The following is a 23,374-nucleotide window of genomic DNA, read 5'->3' as shown; positions in this document are numbered from 1 at the left end:
AACCTACACCTCCCGGCAGGTGACGCCAGGCTTGTTCTTCTTGGCATCTTTTTTATCTTTTTGGCTCGGCGCAGTGATACATGGCTTGAGCGCCTTATCGCCCAAATCATTGACTTGCTGCTGTACCTCACCTAGATCACCAGTGGAGAGATGGTCGACGGCGCTGCGTTCAGATTCCGGTAGGTCCGTAACCTTTAGTGGTGCAAAGTCGCCCTTGCACGGCTCGCCGGAAAAGAGGAGCGAATTGCTGTCATTAATGCACACGTTTTGGTGCGTGGAGTGTAGTTCCTTGCCAAAGACGGAGTAGTCAGCACCCTGTTGGATGGTGATTTCCTGTGCCTCGTTGGTAGCCACGTAGTAATTATTGGACAAGAAGTTCTTCGCCCACAGTCCGGCACCGATGACCAACGCTAGGACGATGAGCAAGGCAAGGAGTACTTTCCAGCCGATCTTTCGGCCGGAAGTTTCCTCCTCCGCTTCGTCATCATTAGGCTCTGGGTGCTCGTCCTTGCCATCCGCCATGACGGCCGGCGGAATTACTTGAGGCTTGCGGGAGAGCTGTGCCGCCCGCGAGGCGGAAGAATCCGGATGGGTTGGTTCTTCCGTAGGACCCGCGAGGGCGCCTACGCGGAATGGTTCGTGCTCCTGGGGGCTTTCCTCGGTTACTTCACCAATAACCACGGTGACATTATCCGGACCTCCGGAGCGAATGGCCAGGTCTACCAGCGCGGATCCCGCCTGCTCGATGCTGCCTTGCCCCAGTGCGGTTTCAATAGTGGAGGCTGTTACCGGATCAGAAAGCCCATCGGAGCACAACAGGATACGGTCGCCGGGCTTGGCGTCGAGGGTAAATAGCGTTGCTTCGACCGGGCGGCCCGTATAAGCCTTTAGAATGAGGGACTTTTGCGGGTGCGACGAGACATCGCCTGGGTCCAGTTCGCCTTTATCGACCAAGGATTGCACGTAGGTATCATCCTTGGTGATCTGCTCGAGTTTGCCGTCGCGTAGCAAGTAGCCGCGGGAATCACCCACGTGGCAGACGCCGAAATCCGTGCCGTTGAAGAGCATGGTGGACAGCGTGGTGCCCATGCCTTCGGTTTCTGGGTGGGCCTTGACGTGATCACTAATGGCCTCATTGGCTTGTTCGGCGGCCGCTTCTAGTAGCGCCGTGGTGTCTTCTTGGCCCGGATCTTGGTCCAAGATTTCTAGGTGGTTGACCATCAGCTCGGAGGCAACCTCGCCCGCCGCGTGGCCACCCATGCCATCGGCCAAAATCAAAAGGTGAGGACCGGCGTAACCTGAGTCCTCGTTGTTATCGCGAATGAGGCCGCGATCGGACTTAGCAAAGAAGTTCAGCTTCAGTGTCATGCGTTCAACCTCACGGTAGTGCGCCCCAGTTTAATTTCGGAGTCCGCGCCGACTACCTCGGGTTGGTCGATGCGCACGCCATTGACAAAGGTGCCATTGCGAGATTCCAAATCTTCCACAACCCATTCGCTACCGCGGCGGAATAGCCGAGCATGGTGGCCGGAAGAATAGTCGTCGCCCGTGACAAAGTCGCAGTCAGAGGCTCGGCCCAGCGTGCAGTCCTCCAATGTGCCCAATTCCATATGGGATCCCTGCAAGGGGCCCTCAACGATGGACAGTTGCTTAATCGCTTCCCGACGCCGCGGTGCCCCCACCTTCTTCGATTGCTGGCGGATAGCCCCAGCAGATTTATTAGTATCGCGGCGCATGGCGTTTAAGGCCACCAGGATAAAAATCCACAGCAGAGCCAACAAGCCGATGCGAAGCGCCAGCATGATGACTGCATCCATGGCGACCTCCCTTCCTTAACTGAACTTAGTAGCTGTGCGAATCAAGGCCCGTGATGCGGACCTCGATGTGGGAATGGCCCATAGTGATCACATCGCCATCGGCCAGCAGCCAATTATCAATCGGCGTCTCATTCACCGTGGTGCCATTAGTGGACTGCAAATCCACCAGCACCGCATCCTGGCCGTTCCAGGTGATTTCCGCGTGCTGGCGGGATACGCCCGTATCCGGAAGGCGCAGGTCCGCGTCATTGCTGCGGCCGATAATATTGGAGCCTTCTTGCACGTGATAAACGCGCGAAGAGCCATCCTGCAGCATCAGGTTGACTGCGGGGCCCTGCGGCTGCGGGGCGGGTTGACTATCTGGAGCAATGAAAGCGGTAGTTACCGCGTCATCAGCCGTATTCTCGTGCTGCTCGGTCATCTGGTCCTCCTGACCATCAAAGTCGTGGAAAATAGCCTCAAAACCGGTCTCTTCCGTGGGCTCGTGATCAATAAACGAGGACACGCGAAGCTGACCCGTGCGCAAACCAGATTCCTCCGCCACTCGCACAATCACGGGGCCCGCGAGGGACCATCCGCTATTGCGAATAAACCGCGTCAACTGGTCTGCACAATCGGCCGGCAAATTGCGATCCTGCGACAAGTTCTCCAAATCCTTGGAGGAGACACCCACAGTCATCACATTCGGACTATAAAGGTTGTCATCGTCCCCGCGTGCGAGATTATCCTGGGCTTCCTGCTTTAAAAGCTCATCAATCTCCGCTGGAACGACCTTGCCGCCGAAGACAAGAGCCATGCCATTATCAAGGCCGCGTTGCATGGCGGAGTCCAGCTTCGCCAGCTTTTCCAAAAACGCCACGAGCCATTCTCCTTTCCACCATGCAGCGATCAGTAGCGATCAGTATAGTTTGTTCACTCCCTCGAAACGTAGATGGCGACGCGAAAGTTCCCAGAAATTTCGCTGCTCCTTCCCCGAAATAGTTTATTTTTCCTGCAGATTTGTAGTTCTGAGGAGCATTCGTGGTATCTTTATCAAGTCGCTAAGACATTCACACCCTGCCCGGGTGGCGGAATTGGCAGACGCGCTGGCTTCAGGTGCCAGTGTTCGATAAGGACGTGCGGGTTCAAGTCCCGCCCCGGGCACCATGAGCAGTTGAACAAACTGCACGACCGGAAGTAACAAACTCGAAAGGGTATGTTACCTCCGGTTTCTTTCGTTTTCCGGTTTTTAAGGGCCGAGGATTGAACGTGCGGGGATTGAGGGCGCACATCCCGTTTGAGGGCAATGTTTGATGTGACGATGGGTTATGGGTTCGCGAGTTCGGAGGGATTTCGCTAGGAGCGGAATCCGTGGCTTTTTTATGTGGGGATGGGGATTATTGACGGCATGGAACAATCAACGAAGAAAGCCGCATTAGTTACTGGTGGGTCGCGTGGTATTGGACGTGCGGTAGTAGAAACCCTTGCACGGGGTGGGTACGACGTTGTACTGACGTGGAATAGTAACCGCACCGCTGCGGATGAGGCGGTCACTGATTTGTCGTCCCGGGGCTATCAGGTTCGTGCTGTACGTGCAGATCTAAGTGCCAGTGATTCTGTCGAAGAAACGGTTAAAGAGCTAGCGCAAGAAGGTCTTTTTAATGTCGTTGTCAACAACGCCAGTGCCGGAACTGAGATCGGGCCCATAGTTGATACTGAGTTAGACGAATGGAATAAGGCCATCACTATTAATGCGACGGCCCCTTTCCTGCTTATTAAGCATCTTGCTCCTTCGATGCCTCAGGGAAGTTCCATTATTAATATTTCGTCGTTGAATACTTTGTTGCCGCAACCTGGGATCGCTGAGTATTGCGCGGGGAAGTCTGCTTTGGAAGCACTGACGCAAGTAGCTGCTAAAGAACTTGCAGCTAAAGATATTACGGTCAACGCAATTCGGCCAGGAGTAACAGATACCGACGGCCAGCAAGAGGCCAATCCGGACCCGGAACTAAGGCAACAGCTCGCACAGATGACCCCTATGGGTAGGTTGGGCCGCCCGGAAGATATTGCAAAGGTAGCCGCTTTCCTTGCGGGGCCAGAGTCGCGCTGGGTTACTGGCCAAATGATTACGGCCTCAGGCGGACTGTAAATCGGTGCTTGGATGTGTTTAGGCTGCTAGGCACAGGCCCTGATTCGACGAGTGTGAGGCGCGGTCGAGTAAATCGTCGATGCTGAGGTTTAAGGATTGGTGGATGCTGCGAATGACTTCTGAGGATGCTTCTTTCCTGCCACGTTCAATATCTGATAGGTGGGATCGTGACAGGTTTGCCTCATCGGCTACGTCTTGGAGAGTCTTGGATTGTGCTATCCGCGTTTGGCGAAGTGCTTGTCCGATGCGTGTTCGAAGCAAGTCGGGTGTTGGGTCGGTTGATAAGGAAACGAGTGTCAGCGGCATACTCTTACCCTACGGTCAATGTGCAAATCGCGCATAGCGAATTTGTGAATTGAAGTGCCCCGGGTTTTGTTCCGTACCCTCAAATTGACGGCATAGATTCAATCTCCGATGCCCACTTTCAAGGGTTCAGCCCGGTAGCCTCAGCCTGTTGATAAGAGATGCCCTAGCCTTTACTTTATCGGGCGAATGCGCGTACGTCTTACCGCGGGCTGTGGCTAAAAAGCTCGTCCACTGTTGATTGAAGAACATTTGCCACCCTTTTTGCTACCGAAAGGCGCAGATCGGCTCCCTGCTCAGCGGCATAGATTGTTTGGCGTGATACTCCTGCGGATTCCGCAAGTTTCGATTGGGTTAGCCCTTTCCGAATTCGCGTGGTTCTTAGCATGTTGTTTGTTCTATCGGGCGTTTGCATCTTTGTCACTGACATCAACGGCCTGAGCCACTGCAACACCGCCAAAAACCACCGCTAGCATTGCCAGGCCAGCGTATACATAGATATTGCCCCAACCCTGAGAGTAAAGAGTCACTAGGGCCATCATGATTAAGACGTTTACGGTTGCTACCAGGGTGCGTTGCTTAGTCACATTTCCTCCTCGGATGTCTTTAACGTCGGTGACGTAAATATACTTTACACAATGACAACCATTTAATGCCTAGGAAAGGTCAAATCAACGCTTATTGATCGCTATGAATTTTCCTAACAGAGAGGGGAAAGTCGGTTCTGTAAGTCGATCTTTCCTTTTGGCTCGTTCTTAAAGCAGAAAGCTTGAAAGAGTCTCCAATCTGCTGTTTTGGTTTTCCGGTTTTGGGGTGTGAGTAGAGGTGCTGGGCTCTCTTGGAGAGCAAAGTCGATGAGGTTCCAAAAATGCTTTTCACTCGCCCCGTTTCGTGCAGGGGTGGAAGGTTACCGGCCTGACCGAGGGGCTACTGACTTGTCGAATGTGTCGGTGCCAGGTGGTTGGGTTGCTGGATTAGGAGTTAGTAAATCCGCCGGATGGTTTAGTCCACCTGAGTGTGTATCGGTAGTAAAAACGTCGTTGAATGCGGCATCCGGGGAGAACAATTTTGGCTATGTCGCAAATTTCTTTCAGCGACTTTTGTGGTTTTGAAGTCTTCATACCGGGATAATATTCCTCACGATGGGCTTTACTCATCAAACGTACTGGGATGACGAGTGCTCCGGAGATGAACCAGTCGGCCGCAGTTTTGTTGGAGGCAATCCCTATCACGAATAGTTCTCCTCCGGGTGATAGGAGTTCTGCGAGCCGTTTGAGTGCCGGTTCGAGTGGGAGGTGGTGGAGTGTTGCCACTGCCGTGATGAGATCGAACTGCTGTCCTAGTAGTTCTGGGGCGTCGAAAACATCGCCGAGAATTACAGTTGCGTTTGGGACGGTGGCCAGAAGGGCCCTAGCCTGTTTGACTGCATGGGGGTCTGAGTCTATGCCTCTTACGTCATGGACTACCTCCGCGAATTTGCTGACTAGCAGTCCGTCTCCCGAACCAACGTCAAGGACTTTCGAATCCGGCCCCGGGGCAGCGGCGAGCAGTTCAGAATGGTAGGCCGTGTTGTGATTCCAGCGACTTGTCATGGCATGGTCAATTTTACCGAATTGGATGGAGCTGAATTGTCAGAATCTTGCAAGCTAACTATTGGGACAATCGTTCCATTACTAATTTGTAGTTCACTTGCCGCCGCAACAGACTCAGAGGAAGCGCAAGATGAGGCGTCCTGCGTTGCGTTTCGTCTATTTCGGTATTTTTTAAGAGACTGAATTGAGAGTGGAAAGGAAATGGAAGAGTTTACGGTCGGGGCTAGAGCAGCGGCATGCAGAGCTTGCAGTGAATGCTGCTCGTCTGTGGTGTGACATGGTGCTTACAACTTACAGTTCTGAAACCGCACCTTGGCGTTCCGAGGAGCCGGAAGAATAAGACTGTCAATCCAGTTGCGGAATGTCGACCGATAAACCTCTGGGAGATTTTATAAAACAAATGTTCTAATGCTCGTCTGGTCCTGCTGGCGAGTTTTTCATGTCCACAGTATGTGCTAGATAAGGGAAGGAAACGGTTTAGCGGTGATTCTGTGGCCTAATTTGCGGCCGATTGAAGCGCCTTAGTAGCGGAATTAATACTCGGGAGATTCCATATCCGCAGCTCGGGAGACACTTTTTGAAAAGCCATGCTGAGCTGCCATCGTGAACATCACACCACCAAGACCGGAGATGGAAATACTTTTCCACTCCGGTTCTTTTTGTGTGTCCTAGTCGCTATTCTTTTGCTTGGTGCGCAGCATATCCATGCTCATCACGGCGCCGATGATGGCGGCGTGATGTTGCTCATTGAGGCCCGGCGTGATGCGCAGGCGGTACGTGTTTTTGCCCATGAAGAAATTACCCATGCCAGTCCATTCGTTAGAGACGTCAGCAAGCAGGCGATCTTCTGAAGTGATGGAAAGGTTCCAATCCCAGAAGTCGCCGTGAATTTCGACGTCGGCAAAGCCCTCCATGGTCAAGTCCAACTTTGTCTTGAGCATGGAGAAACGCTTGGTGATAACGGCCATGGGCTTTTCGATTCCCGGCAAGTGCACCTCATAGGTATCCCGCAGAAAATTCGGCGGATCCGAAATCGTCATGACCGTCTGTAGCGGGTTGCCTTCAGCATCCGTGAGTGCGACCTCCAAGCTTCGAGAGGATTTAAACACCATGTCTTTGAGACTGGTGGATTGCAGGATAGTGCCCACAGGAGTGCCGTCTAGATCGGTGATCATGAACTGATCGTTGAGGAAGGACTTGGTCTGAGAAATTACGAGCTCGTCAAGTGTGAATAAATTTTGCGTCATGCCAGCCACTGTAGGGAAGCTGGTGGTTTTATTCCTCCTCCCTAGGGGTGGTTTTCTGCTGGCGCATGAGTGCTTGCGCTTCCTCGTAGGCGCGAGCGCGGTGGGCGGTCATGGTTTGGGCGAAGGTCTGCACCCAGTTTTTGTTCTTGTGCGCCAGTGGACCGGAGGGTTCGGTGGTGGTCCAGGTGCCATCTTCAAATAGCCAGATGATGTCGCGCGTATGCGGGTCCATGATATAAAAGGCCCGGCCATCGGTCTTCACATTGTGGTGGTGCTGGCACAGGCAGGCAAGGTTTGCCGGGGTGGTCGGCCCGCCATCCGCGTGGTTGATGCGGTGATCTTTCTGGCAGGCCGTGGCCGGGCGGTTGCAGCCGGGGTAGCGGCAGGTACCGTCAAATCCTTCCAGGTACGCGGCCATGGCCGCGGGAGTGACATAGCCCTTGACCTCGTGGTTAGGGTCCATCTCCCGGATTTTAGTGTAGGGCAGCGCATTGGAGCGCGCCGGGTCGAGCCAGCCCACGGACTCAATAAATGCCGGGGAATTGGGCACGTCGGTGGCCTTGTAGGCGTTGAGAATGATCTCGGGGGCTTGGGTGCGGCCGGTGAGGAGTGCAACGGCGGCGTCGGCAAGCGAGCAATCTAGCTCCAGCGCGGTCTGCCGGACGCACTTATCGACGCTCGCGATAACCGCCGGGTCCGCACTCAAAGTCACCGCCGAGGTGTTATCGCCCCAATTTTCCATGGTGTAGCGCGGCTGTGTAGGGCCCTGGGTGACGGCTAGTGTGTCATCGGCGAGGTTGATGAGCTCGTTGAGCTTGCGCTTGATCTGTGCCTGCGTACGCATGGTCTGGTTCGGCCGGGTAGGGGTGAGGTAGTCGGTGAGCTGCTCATCGATGCGCGCCACTACCTCCGGTGTGGGGTTACCCAAGCGGTTGAGGGACTTATTGATGGCAATAATCCGGTCGAGGTCTAAATGATAGAGGCGGTGCTGTAAGGCCTGCAGCTCAGGCAGCTCCTCCAAGCGGTGCAGCGCCATGAGGATATGGCCGATCCGGCCTTCGTTAACGCCGGTAGTGCGGTAGAGGGATTGGGTAACTAATTCGAAATCAGAATCGAGATCCGGGACTTGGCTCACCCAGAACTCGTACTCCGCCTTTCGCATCTCAAAGGCTAAGCGTGTGGTGGGGTCGGTGGTGTTGGTCGTGGAAAAGTAGGGTTCTTCCATGGCGCATAGTACCTAAATTATCGTGTGAACTGGTGTACGATTCACACCTTATAACACCCCTCGGACACGAGCCTTTTTCTCCACATTGAACCAGCTCAGGAGCTATATTCCGGATCTTTAGTGGGGAGGGAATTTTCGCTGCTTTGTGCCGCGTATTTCTTGTCCTGCTTGCGTATGAATCGCAGACCCCAGATAATAAGCGCCCACGTGATGAGGACGATAACGAGGAAGGTCGCCGGCCATTCACCCACAATCATGGTCGCGCCATTGAACAAGGTATGCAGGGCGATAGCGGCCAGCCAGAATCCGGCCACCTGCCAGTAGCCGTGGCGCGCGCCCACATAGAGCTTGCCGACGCCCCACGCCGCAACCCCCGTATACAGCGCATGGCCAAAGGCGCCAGTGAAGATTCGCCCGGTACCAGTAATGAGCACGCCCCAGAGATCGCCGTCCAGGTCATCGATGGCCGCGTTCAGGATGAACGGCACGTTTTCCATGGCATCGAAGCCTAGGCCTACCGCCATGCCGATCGCGGCGGCCTGGTAGGGATGTCGCACGTTTCCAAAGGCCGCAATAATAATGACGACGCCGAGGAGCTTGATGGTTTCCTCCGGAAGCGGCGAGTAAAAGGCCGCGTCCAAGTAGGCAAGCCCCAGCTTGTCTGAAATCCCCACCATTTGATCGTTGAGGCTTACCACCACCGGCTGGGCGAGCGCGCCCCAGAGGATGCCGTGCCACATCGGTCGCGGCCTAAACCACAAGAATCCCAGCCCGAGCGTCAGGCCCGCGCAGATGAGCGCGCCGAGGAGGCCAACCTCGGTAAACCGACGACCAGGCAAAAAGAAGCCGGAGACTACCAGGCCAAAAGCGATAAATAGCCAGTACAGATTCTTCATGCCTTTTCTACCTCCTGGGCGAGTTCTTCAGCGCGCGGTCCGCGCAGGGAAACGAACGTGGTGGGGCCATCGCCCTCGACGCTGATGGCTACTAGGTCGCCATCGACAAGCGTGCGCTTATCGCCGTCGCGCACGATGTCTCCTCCCGGCATGGCCGTGCCCTCGCCCATTGCCCGCAGGTACCGGCGGGTTGCTTGGTCTTTGTCCTGGACGCCGGCTTCCTTGGCGCGGATTTGGGTGCCATCACAGTCCCAGCGCGGATTGCCAGTGGTGGAGCCATCTTCTTCGAGGCAGGACAAACCGGGGATGCGAGCCGAGCCGGCCTGCACCTCAGAGGTGGGGTTGTCATACATGTCTGGCAGGAGCGCATTGGTGCCGTAGATGGCACCAAATATCACGCCCGCCGCGAGGATGAGTGGTGTGCTTTTCATACACTCAACGCTAGGTATGCCCTGCTCAGCGCGGTATCCTCCGCGGGGAGGATTAAGCCGGACATAGGGAGGATTTCTCCCCCATAAGTTCTGCCAAGCCCTGTGATAGGTTGGGTGCGTGTTTGAGGAGCTAGCGGAAGAAGCAGAAGCAAAGGACGAGCCCACCCGCGTGTGGTGGCAGTGGTGGGCACCCGTCGCCATGGCCGCGGTCTTTGTTGGCCTTCCGCCCGCGGTCTATCACCTAGTCTCCGGCGTAGTTCTGCTCATCCTCATGGCCGTGCTGACGGTGGTCATTGCTCTTGCCGACGGCGCCACCTTCCGCGCCTCCTGGACCATCTTTAGCGTGGCAGGGTTGGCCTATTTTGCCGCCATGTCCCTGTACTTCAACGAAGGCACCTGGATATACCTCCCGGTATTTGTTTTCCTGGCATGGGCCGCGAGCAGGCTGGGCGCCGTGGTGGGCTCTAAGGCAGGGAAGAGTTAATGGAAACGTGGCGCCTAGAGCACCCCGAAGTGGGCACCATCGAGGTGCAGCGCGGGTATGATGCCGAGTTCGCGGAGATGGGCCAGTGGCCTAAGAAAGCGAAGGACTTCACCCCGGTTCCAGGCGATGCCACCCTGCCGGAACGCCTCCGGCTCTGGCGGAAGAACCCGAGCCCACGCTTGCAGATTGTGGTGAACGGTCAGGTACGCAGCCGCCACGATCGGCCGCGTGCGGGCCGCTATTCACTTAAGAAGAAGATCGAAAAAGACCTCACCCTGCTCGAGAACTCCGCCCCGCGAACCAAGCCTTACCTAGATATCCAAGCCTCCCCCTTTGGCGAGCTCCTCGACGTCTACTACCGCAATGGGGAGGAGGCAGTCGCCCTCGATCCCCCGGCCGGCTCCGTGGGGGAAAAGCGCCGCCACGCCATGGAGGAAAGCTCCTTTAAACGGGTGCTGTATCCGCTTTTGGGTGGCTTGGGAAAGTCCGGCTGGGCCATTGGCGTGATCGTGCTAGGCCCGATCATCAGCCGCATTTTGTCCCGATTGCTGCCGGATTGGGAGCTGCCGGAGATTAACCTGCCGGATATCGCGCTCCCGGTGCCGGAGTTTCCGCAGATAGAGCTGCCGGTGCCGAATCTCGACTTCAACATCGACATCGATCTGCCCGACTGGCTCGTATTCCTCATGGATTACAGCAAGGTGTGGGTGCCGATCATCATTGCCATTGTGGTGGGCATTCAGGCAGTGCGCAATGCCAAAAAGTCTGAAGAAAAGAAGCACCAGTGGCAGCAGAATGGCGCGTATGCTGACGGCCATGAAGATTCACGGCGCGATTGATGCGGAGGGCCGGTGCAAGCATTGGCATTCCCCGCTGGACGTGGTGGCCAATAAGTGCGCCACCTGCGGGAAGTATTTTGCCTGCGCGCTGTGCCATGCCGAGCTCACTGAGCATGAGTTTGGGCCCATGCTTGTCGACGCCCCCTCGGTCCTCTGCGGCGCTTGCCGCACCGAAATGAACTATCACGCCTATTCCGCCGCGCCTGCCTGTCCCTACTGCGGGCATAAATTTAATCCCGGCTGCAGTGCGCATGCCGGGATCTATTTTCAGCTAGACCGCTAAGCGGTCCGGCCAAGTCAGTGTCTTAGAAGGAAGACAGCTGCTGCAGCTGCTGGATCTGCGGGATCTGTGGCAGCTGGAACTGGGATACGGCGTTCTGGGCAATCTTGGCCGCGTCCGGGATGCGGAAGGTCTGGCCCAGGAAGGGGACGTCGACAGTCGGCTGGCCAGGGATGGTGCCCAGCTCGATGACCTTGGCGTTCTTGGCTGGCGCTGGGGCAGGGGCCGGTGCCGGTGCCGGCTTTGGCGCAGGAGCATTGCCGCGCTGGCCGCCGGTGTTGACCGGCTTGCCCTGACCGGTGGTGCCGTTTAGGCCGCAGCGGGCAATGGCCTCATCCATGCGGCCGATGGCGCCGCGGACTTCGTTGCCGCGTGGGTGCACGGTGGCAACGGCGAGGGCCTGGGACTTCTTCTGGTTGTAGTCAGCGGAGTTGGTCCAGTATTGCTGTGCCTGGGAGCAGGAAATCTGGCCGGCAGGCATCTTGTCGAGGAGATTATCAACGGCGTCGGCATGGGCAGCGGCAGGGGCGGCAAGGGTTACGGTCAGGGCGGTAGCTGCAGATAGCAGCGCGGACTTACGTGCAAAGCTCATGCCAGACATCTTGCCACATTTGTTACGCCTGTGACAGGCCTAGGAAGCGATTGACCAGGCTGCGGTAGGCACGCACGGTGAGCTCGAGGTCCTCTAGGTAGAGGTGCTCGTCGTGGCTGTGCAGCTGCGAATTGGCACTAGCCATATCGCGGCCCTCGGCGTGCATGGCAAAGCCATAGGCATTGCCGCCCTTGCGGCGGGCGAAGCGCAGATCGGAGCCGCCGGTGGCGTGAACTGGGACAACGTCCTTGTCGGGGAAGAATTCCTTGGAGGTGGCCTCAATGGCGCGCCAGAGCTCGGTATCGGTGGAAGATTGCGTGGCATCTTCGGTGATGAGGTGCTCGATTTCTACCTCATCGGCCATGTCCCCGAGGGCGCTGCGCAGGAAGTCATCCAGATCCTCCTGGGTCTGGCCGGGGAAGGGGCGCACATCCATTTCCAGGTAAGCGTGCGAAGGCAGCACATTGATGGCGCCGCCCGCGCGCAGGACGGTCTCGGCGATGGTGGTGTGGCTAAAGGCGTGGGCGTAGGCGTCGAGGTTGCCGAACTTGGAGTAGTCACCCGTGCCGTCGATAAGCTCCTGCTCCGTCTGGGGATCAAACTTGAAGGTGCGCACGAAGCCCTCCCAGATCTCATTGGAGGCCGTGGGCGGCTCAGCGGTGGCGATGCGGCGAGCGACCTCACCGATCTTCACGATGGCAAAGTCCTTGCCATAAGGCGTGGAGCCATGGCCAGCATCGCCATGTACGTGCAGTCGGCGCTGGCCAGCGCCCTTTTCTCCCACGTTGAAGCCCACCGCGCCGGGCAGGTGGCTGCCGCCGGTCTCAGACAGGCAGTTCTTCCACGAAAAGGCATCGGGGTGGTTCTCGGACATAAAGCGCACGCCAAGGCCGCCGCGGGCCTCTTCATCGGCCATGCCGACGAAGGCGAGGGTGCCGCCCGTGTTACCGGTGCGGGCGACCTCGCGCGTGACGGCGGCCATGGTGGCGGTAATAAAGAGCATGTCTACGGAACCGCGGCCGTAGAGCTTGCCGTCCTCGATGAGGGCCTCGAAAGGCGGCTTGGTCCACTTGGGCTCATCCACGGGGACGACGTCTGTGTGGCCCATGAGGGTGAGCGGTTCCTTTTCTGGATCGCCGGGGACGGTTACCACGATGGAAACGCGGCCCGGGTGGGACTCGAAGCGCTCAATCTGTACGTCTTCGCCCGCGAAGAATTTTTCCAGGCTATCCGCATTGCGCACCTCGTGGCCGGAATCTGGGGTGAGGTCATTAACGCAGGCATTGCGGATAAGCTCTTGGAGGAGGGAGAGGGTGTCATCATAAAGCGTCATGCCCCCGAGGGTAGTTCCGTACAGATTTATATGTGGTTTTAACCAAAGTTGAACGCCGTTCAAGTAAGGTTTAGCACCATGAGCATCGTTGACATCGCCCGTGAGAAAGCCCTGGAGCAAGGCAAAGGCCTCAACCAGGAAGAGCTACTGCAGGTATTGCAGGTTCCGGATTCCCAGCTGGAGGAGATCGCCGATATTGCGCACCAGACCCGCCTGAAGTGGTGCGGCCCGGACGTATCGGTGGAAGGCATTATCTCCATTAAGACCGGCGGCTGCCCAGAGGATTGCCACTTCTGTTCCCAGTCCGGCCTTTTTGAGTCCCCGGTGCGCGCCGTGCGCCTGAACATCCCGGAGCTGGTGGAGGCGGCACAGAAGACCGCTAAGTCCGGCGCTACCGAGTTCTGCATTGTTGCCGCGGTGAAGTCCCCGGACGATCGCTTGCTGGACCAGGTGGGCGAGGCGATTGCCGCGATTAATGACGCCGTCGATATCGAGATTTCTTGCTCGCTGGGCACCCTGACCCGCGAGCAGGCGCAGCGCCTGAAGGATATGGGCGCGCAGCGCTATAACCACAACCTGGAGACCTCCCGTTCCTTCTTCCCTAATGTGGTCACCACCCACACCTGGGAGGAGCGCAAGCAGACCCTCGACTACGTGCGCGAGGTGGGAATGGAGGTCTGCTGCGGCGGCATCATCGGCATGGGCGAGTCCCTGGAGCAGCGCGCCGAGTTCGCCGCGCAGCTGGCAGAGATTGATCCGTGCGAGGTACCGATGAACTTCCTTGATCCGCGCCCGGGCACCCCCTTCGCCGATCGCCCGCTGGTTCCCTTGGGTGAGGGCCTGCGCGCCGTGGCGGCGTTCCGCTTGGCCATGCCGTCTACCACCTTGCGCTTTGCTGGTGGCCGCGAGCTTTCGCTTGGCGACGACGGCACTGAGCGCGGCCTCCTCGGCGGCATCAACGCCATTATCGCCGGCAACTACCTGACTACCCTGGGCCAGCAGATTGAAAAGGATGTGGACATGTTGCACCGCATCGATCTGCCGATTAAGGCCCTGTAGTGCCTGGTTTTTCCGAGCCAACATCCGAATTGGCTGCTGCCGTACTGGCTGGGGACGAGCCGATTTTCCATCCAAATACCGGCAAGCCGGTCGAAGAGGAATTCACGCTGCACCCGGCGGCCGCAGCCGGCCTCGACGTGCCACGCTATTGCCAGATCTGTGGCCGCCGCATGGTGGCCCAGGTGCGCCCCGATGGTTGGCACACTAAGTGCTCACGCCACGGGGAGCTGGATTCGGAGTGGCTTTATGTAGAGCACCTGCCCGAAAGCTAGCATCGGGGGCATGGATCCCGCCGTCTCCCTTGCCCACCAGTCTGCGCTGCGTTCGATCGCCCGAGTGGTCGAAGAATCGGCGCCGCATACGGAGGAAGGGAAGGCCTTAGGGGACGTCGTCAAGCAGCTGCGCGAGGGCCCCGTAATGGTGCTGACCGGGGCTGGGGTGTCTACGGACTCGGGCGTGCCGGACTATCGGGGGCCGCGCGGCTCACTCAGTAGGCACCGGCCGATGACCTATCAGGAATTTCGCCACGACCCGGCCGCGAGCCATAGGTATTGGGCCCGCAGCTTTGTGGGATGGCGGGTTATGGATTCCGCGGTGCCGAATCGCACGCACTATGCACTCGTGGAACTGGAGCGCGCCGGGCTGGTCAATGGCGTGGTCACGCAAAACGTGGATGGCCTGCATAAACAGGCGGGAACCGCGAACTTGGTGGCGCTGCATGGCGATATGGAAACCGTGGTGTGCTTGATGTGCGGGCACCGGGAGGCGCGGCCGCACTTCGATGCGCGCCTAGCTGCAGCGAACCCGGGTTACCTGGAACGCCTCGTGGTGGAGGCGGATCAGGTGAACCCGGACGGTGACGTGACGCTCGCTGAAGCAGACGTGGCAGCCTTCCGCATGGCAGGGTGTGAGCGCTGTGGTTCTGCCTTGTTGAAGCCGGACGTCGTCTACTTTGGCGAGCCCGTGCCGGCGGAGCGCCGCGATGCTGCTTTTGCACTGCTGGGCCAGGCGCGTTCGCTCGTGGTGGCCGGCTCTTCGCTGGCGGTTATGAGCGGGTACCGCTTTGTGCTGGAGGCAAAGAAGCAGGGCAAGCGCGTGGCCGTTATCAATGGCGGGCCCGGCCGGGGTGATCAGAAAGTGGATACGCTGTGGCGCACCCAGGTGGGTCCGGCCTTTGACGCGGTACTCGATGAGCTGGGGCTATAACTAGCGCGGGATGCTCTCCACCAATTCCAAAATGGTGCGCACGATGGCGCGAACGCGCTTATCCATCGGCATATCCTCATGCATGACCATCGCGAGGCGGTCAAAGTCCTGGACATAAATATTGCGGACCGTGCCCTCTGCGACGCCGCGGGGGTCGAGAAAGCAGGTCTCGGGCGGGACAACGACGGCGTCGGACCGCGTGGCAATGCAGGTATAGCTCACGCCGGATTCCAGATCGCCGTCCCGGTTGGTTTCGCGCAGAGCCTCACTGCCGACGACCTGGTCCATGCCCGCCGGCCCAAACCAGCCATCAATGATGGAGCGCAGGACCGCCTCTTGGCGCGGAGTGCGGATGAGGCGGCTGGCGATTCCGCCATAGGTGGTCCCGTGATTCGGCGCGCTAATGCACATCAGGTGCAGGACGTTTTCGGCGCCTCCCTCCATACGCATCCAATGGCGGGCAAGAAGCCCGCCCTGGGAGTGGCCGATGAGGATGACCTTGTCCGCGCCGGTAGCTGCGCGGACGGTATCGATATAAGCGCCAAGCTGGCGTGCAGATTCCGCGAGCGGCTGGGTAGCGCGGTGCCCATAATCAGGGGCGAAGACGGCCCAGCCGTCCTGGCGCAGTTCATTGCCTAGGAGCTGCCATACGCCTTTGGTATCGCAGGTGCCGTGGATGAGGATGACCGGCCAGGGTCGTTCCGCAGTAGGACGCGCGCCCCAGTCATCTTCAAAGACGCCGCGCGGTTTGATGCGGGCTCCAAGGGGAAGGGTAGCGGCGGCATCGGCGTCGAGGGCGGTATCGCCTGGGCTGGTCTTGACCTTCTGGGCTTTGATGAGGTCCGCGATTTCGGCCGCGACCTCCTCGCGCAGTGCCGTGGCCTCGGCAGGGGAGGCGACGCCGCGACGCGGGGAATCGGTCAATTCCTTCTCGTTGGCACGCCAGAATTTGCGGAGTTGTTCGGAAATAGTGGATTTCAACTCAGCCATGGTTCCGGATTGTACTCGTTATTGCAGGTTACCTGTGTTTTTGCCAGGGGTGAAGAAATTTATGGGCAAACCCTTGACCATCCTACGAAAGGTTTATAAACTTAGGCTTGCCTAATCACGGGCGGTGCTTGCAGGAGGGTGCGCTCCACTCCCTCCTTGGGTGCCGAGAGATTAGTCATGGGGAGAAGGCCCACCGATGCGCTGTCGGTGGGCCTTCGTTTATGCAAGAAATCTTGCACGAATGTCTCGGGTAACTTAGTGTGGCTAATCGTTCAAGAATTATTGCACGATTGGAGTTGGAATGAGCCCACGAAAATATGAGCATCCGGCTACCGAGGATTTAGAATTCGTCCGTGTATTGGCTGCAGTAAGTGATCCCATCCGGTTGGAAATGGTCAAGCGCTTAGCAGACGGCAAGGAGCACGATAGCTTGACGCTTGCTGACGATCTGCCTCGGTCGACCCTGACTTACCACACTCGGCGGCTGCGTGAAGCCGGTGTGACGTGGACAAGAAGCCAGGGGCGCAGTTGTGTCATCTCTTTGCGCCGAGACGATCTAGACGAGTGCTTTCCAGGTTTGCTTGACATGGTGATTTCTAATGCTTAAACAGCTATGGCCGTTAGTTTTGGGCAGCGTAGCACTCGGGTTGGATGCGTATGTTATTGCTGGGCTGCTGCCTCAGATTGCCGAAGACTTGGGTGCAAGTGGCAGCGTGATTGGCTTAGGTGTTACCGCTTTTACCGGTGCGTACGCGGTATGCGGCCCACTATTATCAGGTAGGGCGGGCAAGAATCCGCGAAATGGACTGCTGGGCGCTATTGCTGTGTTTTCTCTGGCCAATGTTGTGACCGCTGTATCCCCTACGGTAGGTGTTTTTATAGTTTCGAGGCTGATTGCGGGGGCGGCAGCGGGAATCTATTCGCCATTGTCCGCGGCGGTAGCGGGCATGTCGGTCACAGCGGAGCGTCGCGGACGTGCGCTTTCATTGGTACTAGCCGGTTTGGCGGTAGGAACTGTTGCGGGTGTACCAGCGGGACTGGGAGTGGCCAAGCAGCTAGGCTGGCGGGCTGCCATTGCTTTGGTATCGGTGGTTGGCATGGCGGCGTTGGCAGGTTTAGCGATACGTAAAACGAGTGCTGTACCAGCTGTGCCCTCTTCCTCGCTAGGGCAGCGACTCCGAATCATTGGTCGGGTGGATAATTTCCTAACGGTCTTGGTTACTTTCTTCGTGGGAGTCGGTTCGCTGGGACTGTATACCTATATTTCCGTGGTGCTCGAACGAGTGCAGGTAGACACCATTCCTGGCATGTGGATTTGGGGAATTGGTGGTGCAGTTGGTGCATTTGGAATCGGGCGGGTGCTCGATAAGGTAGATAGTTCTCGCAAGCTAACGACCATAATCATTGTTTTGCTTGCTGCTGATTTTGCAATGTTGTTGCTATTTCCCTCGAGCCGCATGGTGGCACTGGTGTGTCTTTTTGTATGGGGGCTTTTGGGATGGTCTTCCATGGCGCCGCAACAGCATTCGCTGCTCAGTGCAAATCCTGATGAAGGTGCGACTGCCGTTGCTGCTAATGCGTCCGCGAATTATCTGGGTTCGGCTGTTGGCTCCGCAGTAGGTGGCCTATTTTTGCCCTCCTACACGGGAATCTTATTGGGGGCGCTATTCGTAGTCTTAGTAGGAATCGTCTGCAGTATCGGAGTGGGAGCCTTGTCTTTCCCTAAGCCTAGGGACAATGAGAATTAGGAATCTCACGGATCAAAGGCAGGATGCCTTTGTCGGCAGAGGCGCATATATTTCTCGTGGTGCAGTGTGCCGATAGGGTTCGGCAGACCGCAGTTCTTTGCGTGTTAACCGTGGCAATCTGCTTGCCGAATGCGGGGTTCGAACTTCATGGCCTCTGAAATGAGGTTCGTACCGACGATGGTCATGGGAACTCATAGTCCGCGCCTCATCATCGCGTGGTGGGAGGGGAATCTCAGCAGGAGCTTCGCGGGAGTCCTCATGAAGCGCTACCCCAAAGGTTCTTCGGTTGAATTGTATCGCTGACTACCGTACGCACTTCCGCCTCCATGTAACGGATACTGTTTTGGCTCGTTGACTTTCGTGCGCCTTTCTTTTTGACAACGGTATCAGCAGCCATATCGCCAAAACCACAGCGAAAAGAGGAGTGAAAAGCGCAGACCGCTGCCGCGCAGCTAAGTCCCCGCTACACTCACGTCTATGACCGACCTGCAGCATGTCCACTCCGTTGATGAGGCGGTAAACCGCCTGATTGAGCTCTATGAGAATTCCTGCGAGCTTGCCCGCAAGACGTTGGAATCAGGAAACCTGGATGACTATCGCTACGTGGTTTATCCGAAGGTCACGGTGGATATCCGCAAGTGGCAGCCTATCGATCGTTCCGAGCCCTTCGGCTACGTCAACGAGGCTGGCAAGTACTCGGCGGTAATTTCCAAGCCGCACATTATTCGGGACTACCTGCACGAGCAGCTCACCCGCTTGGCGGGCAATTATCCTTGCGATATCTTTGTTGGCCAGTCGGACCAGCGCATCCCGCCGGAATACATCAAGGACACCGCCACGGCCCCGCAGGAACGCGGGCCCATTCCGCGGCCCACGTTGGATGAGGTCAACGATGCGATCATTGATGGCGAATGGGATGCCTTCCATGGCGAGGAAAAGCCGCTATTCCACTTTGGCGCCCAGCGCTTCGATATCGCCTGTGCGCGCATCGAGCATTACACCGGTATCGAGGTCGATACGGTGCAGAAATACATTCTGTTTACTAACTACGCGATGCACACCACCGAGTTTGTGAAGTTTGGTCTGCGTGAGCTGACCAAGGAAGACTCGCGCTATACCGCCTTGGTGCTGCCCAATGGTGAGACCATCCACCCCAACGATGCGGTGGACCTTGATGTGGACGGTTTAACGTTGACCTCCCGGTACCAGATGCCCCGCTTTGACCTAATTACTGCCGGCGGCGATGGCATCACGATGATCAATATCGGCGTAGGCCCCTCGAATGCAAAGACCATTACGGATTGCTTGGCGGTGCTGCGCCCGGAGGCATGGATCATGATTGGGCACTGCGCCGGCATGGACGGCCGCATGCGCATCGGTGACCTGATTTTGGGCAATGCCTATCAGCGCAATGACCACATCTTGGATCAGAAGGTTGCGGCGACCTCGCCCATCCCGGCGATTCCGGAGGTACAGCGCATGCTCGAGTCCGCGGTAAAGGCGGTATACGGCGACGATAATTCGCTCATGCGCACTGGCACGGTGCTCTCCACCGATGATCGCAACTGGGAGTGGCGTACCAATCGGGATCTGTGGGAGTGGTTGCGCACCTCCACCGCGGTGGCAGTGGATATGGAATCGTGCACGCTTGCGGCCAATGGCTACCGCTACCGCGTTCCTTATGGCACGCTGCTGTCGGTCTCTGACCTGCCGCTGCATGCGGTGCCGAAGCTGCCGGCGCAGGCGCAGGCCTTCTACTCCAATTCGAAGGAAGCTCACGTGATGTGCGCGGTGCGCGCCATGGAGCATCTGGCCGAGAATCCGGAGCGCTTGCGCACCCGCAAGCTGCGCCGGACTTTGGGCGAGGTTCCATTCCGGTAGCTGCCTTTCCTTTGGCAGGCATCGCTCGTTAAACTACAAAGAAAGCCCATGACGCAAAAGGAGCCACACAATCGTGACTGAAAATTGGATCCACCCGGACCGGGAAAACCTCACCTGGGAGGTCTTCGGCGAGGCGAGCCGTAACCTGTCGGAACAGATTGTGGAATCTGGCTGGTTCCCAGACCTTATCGTGGGCGTCGCCCGCGGCGGCCTGATCCCAGCCGGTGCTATCGGTTATGCCATCGGTGTCAAGGCCATGGGCGCTATCAATGTGGAGTTCTACACTGACATCGGCCAGACCTTGGATGAGCCTGTAATTCTTTCCCCGCAGCTGGATACGGATTCGCTAAAGGGCAAGAAGGTCCTGGTTGTCGATGACGTCGCGGACTCCGGCAAGACCCTCGATCTGGCGGTTAACCTGCTCAAGGAAACCGCAGATGATGTGCGCTCGGCCGTCATTTACACCAAGCCGAAGACCATTTTTGAGCCGGACTTCTCGTGGAAGAAGACCGATCAGTGGATCAACTTCGCGTGGTCCGTGCTGCCCGTGATCACCGCGGATGGCTCGTTTAAGGAAGGCTCCTAAAGTCCACTAGGATGTGCAGGCGTGATTAAAGAACAGCCTGCTCCTACCGGCGTCATCGCCAGTTTCCGCTATGCATTTTCCTCGCCTGCGCGCCTGCGCAAGGAGGTCTTCGGCGGACTAGCGGTGGCGCTTGCTTTGATCCCGGAGGTCTTAAGCTTTTCCATCCTCGCAGGGTTGGATCCGCGGGTGGGATTGTTTTCCTCCGTGGTGATGGCCATGTCCATCGCCTTTACTGGCGGCAGGCCGGCGATGATTTCCGCCGCGGCCGGTGCGGTGGCACTGGTGGTCTCTCCGCTCGCGCATGAGCATGGGCATGACTATGTGGTCGCTGCAGTGCTCTTGGCGGGAATCATGCAGGTGGTATTGGCCGCGGTAGGTGTGGCCAAGCTCATGCGCTTTATCCCGCGCTCGGTGATGACGGGATTTGTGAATGCGTTGGGCATCATGATGTTTACTACGCAGCTGCCGCACCTTATAGATGTGCCGTGGATGGTGTATCTGCTGGTGGCCATTGGCCTGGCTATCATGCTGGGGCTACCGCGGTTGACCACGGTGATTCCCGCCCCGCTGATCACCATTCTGGTGGTCAGCATCATTGCGGTGGCGGCTGGGTGGAAGGTGCCCGATGTGGCGGACCAGGGCGAGCTGCCCACCACGCTGCCGGGGCTTTTCGTGCCGGATATTCCGTGGAACCTAGATACCCTGCAGCTTATTGCTCCGTATGCCTTTGGCATGGCCTTGGTGGGCCTGATGGAATCGCTGCTGACGGCCAAGCTGGTCGATGACATTACGGATACCCACTCCGATAAGACGCGCGAGTCCTTTGGCCAGGGCGTGGGCAATATCCTCGCCGCGGCCATTGGCGGCATGGGTGTGTGCGCCATGATTGGCCAGACCATCATCGGTGTGAAGGCATCCCAGGCGCGCACGCGCTTGTCGACGTTCCTCGCGGGCGTCTTCCTCCTCATCCTCTGCCTGCTCTTTGGCGAGACCGTCGGCCGCATTCCGATGGCCGCGCTGGTGGCGGTGATGATCATCGTGGCCGCAACGACGGTGGATTGGCATTCGGTTCACCCGCGCACGCTTAAGCTCATGCCGCTATCAGAAACGCTCGTGATGCTGGTGACGGTGGTAGGAACGCTGGCCACGCATAACTTGGCGGTGGGCGTGGTGCTCGGCGTGGTGGCAGCCTCGATCGGCTTTGCCCGCCGCGTGGCCCACCTGGTGGAGGTGAAGCACGTAGGCGATGCCGAGTATGCGGTGCGCGGCCAGCTTTTCTTCGCCTCCTCCAATGACTTGGTCTACGCCTTTGACTACACGCTGGATACCCAGCGCGTGGTTATTGATATGTGCAAGGCGGAGGTCTGGGATGCTTCTACCGTGGCGACGCTGGATGCGGTACAGAAGAAGTACGCCGAGCGTGGCATTGAGGTGGAGTTCCGTGGCTTGGGAGGCGCGAGTGCACAGCGCCTGCATCGCCTGAGTGGCCGCCTGGGTGATTAAAGTCACACTCGCACCCTAGCGTGCGGCGGCTTAAACCTTAGCCGCCGAAGTGGCCGCGGGGTTCGCGTAGGTATAAGTGCGGGGTATCCGCGATGACCTCGCGTTCTTAGGGCAACTTTGCCCGCGCTTGGGCGCTAGCTTTGTCTTGGCTAACTTAGGTTATCCAATCTAAAAAAGCATAATGACGTGCAAGTTTACTTAAGTAGGCCTTGCTGGATCGCGGGAGAATCTTCGGTAGTGTGGTGCTTAGCACTAATTAATTTCCCCACACAGAAAGGTTTTTACGATGGACGAGAAGCTGCAAACCCTGTTGAATGACCAGGTTATTAGCGAATACGGCGCTTCCATGGTCTACACCCAGCTGGCCTTCGAGATGGATAACCTCTCCTTCCCGGGCATGCGTGATTGGTTCATGGGCCAGGCTGCGGAGGAGCGCGAGCACGCCGAGAAGATTGCGGACCACTTGCTCTCCCGCGGTTACCGCGTAGAGCTCAATGACATCCCGGTTGGCTCCGTCAAGGCCGCTAACCCGCAGGATGCCTTCCAGGCTTCCCTCGAGCACGAGCAGAAGGTGTCCGAGGAGATCCGCACCATCGCCCGCGCGGCGCTAGACGCACAGGATCTGGAATCCCGCCAGCTCGTTGACTGGTTCCTGAGCGAGCAGGTGGAGGAAGAAGCTACCGTTTCTGAGATTCTGGACCAGATCAAGCTGGTGGGCAATGACGGCTCTGGTCTGCTGCGCATCGATGAGCGCCTGGCTGGCCGCCCCGATGGCGGCGCTGCCTAAGCGCGCGTGGGTGAATAACAAACCCATCAAGATTTAGCTCAATCCTCCCATGGCACTGCGGTGCGGTGGGAGGATTGTTTCTATGTCAACGCAACGCAAGGCTTCGTGCGCCATAACCCTGTTAGTTCTGGCGCTCTTTCTCATCGTGGGAGCGGCAATCATGTCCACGCACATGGCCTTGGGGGTATTTCTGACCACTGCGGCGCTGATGCTCGGCCCATTCGCCGGGCTCGCCCTGCTGGTTTATGGCGTCGCCGGAAAGCGTGGGGTAGTCACGCGCTCGCTCTACAGCCTCGGCGGCATGCTGCTCCTCGGTGCCATCGGCGGCATCTTCGCTCTGTCCATGGACCAGGCTCCTGCGATGCTGCCTCTCTTTGTCGCTGGTGCGGGCGTGGGGATCGTAGCCGTGCTGACCCAAGCGCCGAAACGCGCCTAAACTGGCCCCCG

Annotated in this window: 28 protein-coding genes and 1 tRNA gene; 15 read left to right on the top strand and 14 right to left on the bottom strand. The window is 57.9% G+C overall.

Annotated features, from left to right (window positions below):
- Positions 1-3: 3 nt before the first annotated feature.
- The 3 genes from I6J28_RS02575 to I6J28_RS02565 are packed head-to-tail and all read right to left on the bottom strand — an operon-like array spanning position 4 to position 2,676.
- A complete protein-coding gene (locus I6J28_RS02575) occupies positions 4-1,368 on the bottom strand; it encodes a PP2C family protein-serine/threonine phosphatase (protein WP_204610599.1) in 1,365 nt (454 codons plus the stop codon).
- Positions 1,365-1,817, bottom strand: a complete 453-nt coding sequence (locus I6J28_RS02570) for an FHA domain-containing protein FhaB/FipA (RefSeq protein WP_005329668.1) — start codon at positions 1,815-1,817, stop codon at positions 1,365-1,367. Before I6J28_RS02570 ends, I6J28_RS02575 begins: the two co-directional genes overlap by 4 nt.
- A 25-nt stretch (positions 1,818-1,842) precedes the next feature.
- The gene (locus tag I6J28_RS02565) at positions 1,843-2,676 is read right to left on the bottom strand and encodes a DUF3662 and FHA domain-containing protein (RefSeq protein ID WP_005329666.1); all 834 of its coding nucleotides are present in this window, start codon (positions 2,674-2,676) and stop codon (positions 1,843-1,845) included.
- Positions 2,677-2,875: 199 nt separating this feature from the next.
- Here I6J28_RS02565 and I6J28_RS02560 point away from each other — a divergent pair.
- Positions 2,876-2,963 (top strand) — tRNA-Leu (locus I6J28_RS02560).
- Positions 2,964-3,204: 241 nt separating this feature from the next.
- On the top strand, positions 3,205-3,945 hold the full coding sequence (locus tag I6J28_RS02555; RefSeq protein WP_204610598.1) for an SDR family NAD(P)-dependent oxidoreductase: 741 nt from the start codon (positions 3,205-3,207) through the stop codon (positions 3,943-3,945).
- Positions 3,946-3,963: 18 nt separating this feature from the next.
- Here I6J28_RS02555 and I6J28_RS11970 read toward each other — a convergent pair whose 3' ends face one another.
- The 8 genes from I6J28_RS11970 to I6J28_RS02515 form a co-directional block, all read right to left on the bottom strand.
- Positions 3,964-4,251, bottom strand: coding sequence for a helix-turn-helix domain-containing protein (locus tag I6J28_RS11970; RefSeq protein ID WP_204610597.1), 288 nt, complete (start codon positions 4,249-4,251; stop codon positions 3,964-3,966).
- Positions 4,252-4,450: 199 nt separating this feature from the next.
- A complete protein-coding gene (locus I6J28_RS02545; protein WP_150850804.1) occupies positions 4,451-4,636 on the bottom strand; it encodes a helix-turn-helix transcriptional regulator in 186 nt (61 codons plus the stop codon).
- Between the two features lie 10 nt (positions 4,637-4,646).
- Positions 4,647-4,835 (bottom strand): hypothetical protein, encoded by a 189-nt coding sequence (locus tag I6J28_RS02540; protein ID WP_204611472.1) that lies wholly within the window; start codon positions 4,833-4,835, stop codon positions 4,647-4,649.
- Between the two features lie 387 nt (positions 4,836-5,222).
- The gene (locus I6J28_RS02535) at positions 5,223-5,840 is read right to left on the bottom strand and encodes a class I SAM-dependent methyltransferase (protein WP_204610596.1); all 618 of its coding nucleotides are present in this window, start codon (positions 5,838-5,840) and stop codon (positions 5,223-5,225) included.
- Positions 5,841-6,508: 668 nt separating this feature from the next.
- Positions 6,509-7,087, bottom strand: coding sequence for an LURP-one-related/scramblase family protein (locus tag I6J28_RS02530; RefSeq protein ID WP_049378597.1), 579 nt, complete (start codon positions 7,085-7,087; stop codon positions 6,509-6,511).
- Positions 7,088-7,115: 28 nt separating this feature from the next.
- Positions 7,116-8,312: an HNH endonuclease gene (locus tag I6J28_RS02525; RefSeq protein WP_204610595.1), complete on the bottom strand. Its 1,197-nt coding sequence runs from the start codon at positions 8,310-8,312 to the stop codon at positions 7,116-7,118.
- A gap of 95 nt (positions 8,313-8,407) precedes the next feature.
- On the bottom strand, positions 8,408-9,208 hold the full coding sequence (locus I6J28_RS02520; protein WP_204610593.1) for a PrsW family intramembrane metalloprotease: 801 nt from the start codon (positions 9,206-9,208) through the stop codon (positions 8,408-8,410).
- The gene (locus I6J28_RS02515; RefSeq protein WP_204610590.1) at positions 9,205-9,639 is read right to left on the bottom strand and encodes a hypothetical protein; all 435 of its coding nucleotides are present in this window, start codon (positions 9,637-9,639) and stop codon (positions 9,205-9,207) included. The genes I6J28_RS02520 and I6J28_RS02515 overlap by 4 nt, the downstream gene beginning before the upstream one ends.
- A gap of 118 nt (positions 9,640-9,757) precedes the next feature.
- Here I6J28_RS02515 and I6J28_RS02510 point away from each other — a divergent pair, with 118 nt between their 5' ends.
- Genes I6J28_RS02510 through I6J28_RS02500 form a run of 3 tightly spaced genes read left to right on the top strand, consistent with a single transcriptional unit; the run spans position 9,758 to position 11,245 of the window.
- Entirely contained in the window at positions 9,758-10,123 is a 366-nt protein-coding gene (locus tag I6J28_RS02510) for a heme transporter (protein ID WP_204610588.1), read from the top strand.
- On the top strand, positions 10,123-10,962 hold the full coding sequence (locus tag I6J28_RS02505) for a hypothetical protein (RefSeq protein WP_204610586.1): 840 nt from the start codon (positions 10,123-10,125) through the stop codon (positions 10,960-10,962). Before I6J28_RS02510 ends, I6J28_RS02505 begins: the two co-directional genes overlap by 1 nt.
- On the top strand, positions 10,940-11,245 hold the full coding sequence (locus I6J28_RS02500) for a CHY zinc finger protein (protein ID WP_204610585.1): 306 nt from the start codon (positions 10,940-10,942) through the stop codon (positions 11,243-11,245). Before I6J28_RS02505 ends, I6J28_RS02500 begins: the two co-directional genes overlap by 23 nt.
- A gap of 22 nt (positions 11,246-11,267) precedes the next feature.
- Here the strand turns inward: I6J28_RS02500 and I6J28_RS02495 are convergent, their stop codons facing one another.
- On the bottom strand, positions 11,268-11,834 hold the full coding sequence (locus I6J28_RS02495; RefSeq protein WP_239454646.1) for a hypothetical protein: 567 nt from the start codon (positions 11,832-11,834) through the stop codon (positions 11,268-11,270).
- A 22-nt stretch (positions 11,835-11,856) separates the two neighbouring features.
- Positions 11,857-13,167: a M20/M25/M40 family metallo-hydrolase gene (locus I6J28_RS02490; protein ID WP_204610583.1), complete on the bottom strand. Its 1,311-nt coding sequence runs from the start codon at positions 13,165-13,167 to the stop codon at positions 11,857-11,859.
- A gap of 78 nt (positions 13,168-13,245) precedes the next feature.
- On the opposite strand from I6J28_RS02490, the gene bioB reads away from it, so the two are divergent.
- Genes bioB through I6J28_RS02475 form a run of 3 tightly spaced genes read left to right on the top strand, consistent with a single transcriptional unit; the run spans position 13,246 to position 15,432 of the window.
- The gene (gene bioB, locus I6J28_RS02485; RefSeq protein WP_005326317.1) at positions 13,246-14,226 is read left to right on the top strand and encodes a biotin synthase BioB; all 981 of its coding nucleotides are present in this window, start codon (positions 13,246-13,248) and stop codon (positions 14,224-14,226) included.
- Positions 14,226-14,498: a hypothetical protein gene (locus I6J28_RS02480; RefSeq protein WP_204610582.1), complete on the top strand. Its 273-nt coding sequence runs from the start codon at positions 14,226-14,228 to the stop codon at positions 14,496-14,498. The genes bioB and I6J28_RS02480 overlap by 1 nt, the downstream gene beginning before the upstream one ends.
- A 10-nt stretch (positions 14,499-14,508) precedes the next feature.
- Positions 14,509-15,432 (top strand): Sir2 family NAD-dependent protein deacetylase, encoded by a 924-nt coding sequence (locus I6J28_RS02475; protein WP_204610581.1) that lies wholly within the window; start codon positions 14,509-14,511, stop codon positions 15,430-15,432.
- On the opposite strand, the gene I6J28_RS02470 is transcribed toward I6J28_RS02475, so the two are convergent.
- On the bottom strand, positions 15,433-16,422 hold the full coding sequence (locus tag I6J28_RS02470; protein ID WP_204610580.1) for a lipase family alpha/beta hydrolase: 990 nt from the start codon (positions 16,420-16,422) through the stop codon (positions 15,433-15,435).
- A gap of 301 nt (positions 16,423-16,723) precedes the next feature.
- On the opposite strand from I6J28_RS02470, the gene I6J28_RS02465 reads away from it, so the two are divergent.
- The 7 genes from I6J28_RS02465 (at position 16,724) to I6J28_RS02435 (ending at position 23,363) form a co-directional block, all read left to right on the top strand.
- Positions 16,724-17,029: an ArsR/SmtB family transcription factor gene (locus tag I6J28_RS02465; protein ID WP_204610578.1), complete on the top strand. Its 306-nt coding sequence runs from the start codon at positions 16,724-16,726 to the stop codon at positions 17,027-17,029.
- On the top strand, positions 17,022-18,170 hold the full coding sequence (locus tag I6J28_RS02460; RefSeq protein ID WP_204610576.1) for an MFS transporter: 1,149 nt from the start codon (positions 17,022-17,024) through the stop codon (positions 18,168-18,170). Before I6J28_RS02465 ends, I6J28_RS02460 begins: the two co-directional genes overlap by 8 nt.
- A gap of 477 nt (positions 18,171-18,647) precedes the next feature.
- Positions 18,648-20,051, top strand: a complete 1,404-nt coding sequence (amn, locus tag I6J28_RS02455) for an AMP nucleosidase (protein WP_204610575.1) — start codon at positions 18,648-18,650, stop codon at positions 20,049-20,051.
- A 73-nt stretch (positions 20,052-20,124) separates the two neighbouring features.
- Positions 20,125-20,637 carry a phosphoribosyltransferase gene (locus tag I6J28_RS02450; RefSeq protein ID WP_204610574.1) on the top strand — a complete coding sequence of 171 codons (513 nt, stop codon included), beginning with the start codon at positions 20,125-20,127 and terminating at the stop codon, positions 20,635-20,637.
- Between the two features lie 21 nt (positions 20,638-20,658).
- The gene (locus I6J28_RS02445) at positions 20,659-22,140 is read left to right on the top strand and encodes a SulP family inorganic anion transporter (RefSeq protein ID WP_204610573.1); all 1,482 of its coding nucleotides are present in this window, start codon (positions 20,659-20,661) and stop codon (positions 22,138-22,140) included.
- 286 nt (positions 22,141-22,426) lie between these two features.
- Positions 22,427-22,927 (top strand): ferritin, encoded by a 501-nt coding sequence (locus tag I6J28_RS02440; protein WP_179387230.1) that lies wholly within the window; start codon positions 22,427-22,429, stop codon positions 22,925-22,927.
- Positions 22,928-23,009: 82 nt separating this feature from the next.
- Positions 23,010-23,363, top strand: coding sequence for a hypothetical protein (locus I6J28_RS02435; RefSeq protein WP_204610572.1), 354 nt, complete (start codon positions 23,010-23,012; stop codon positions 23,361-23,363).
- Positions 23,364-23,374: the final 11 nt, after the last annotated feature.

Source organism: Corynebacterium tuberculostearicum (genome assembly GCF_016894265.1).
In the GTDB taxonomy this organism is placed as follows: domain Bacteria; phylum Actinomycetota; class Actinomycetes; order Mycobacteriales; family Mycobacteriaceae; genus Corynebacterium; species Corynebacterium tuberculostearicum_D.
This window is presented reverse-complemented; position numbering and strand designations above follow the sequence as displayed.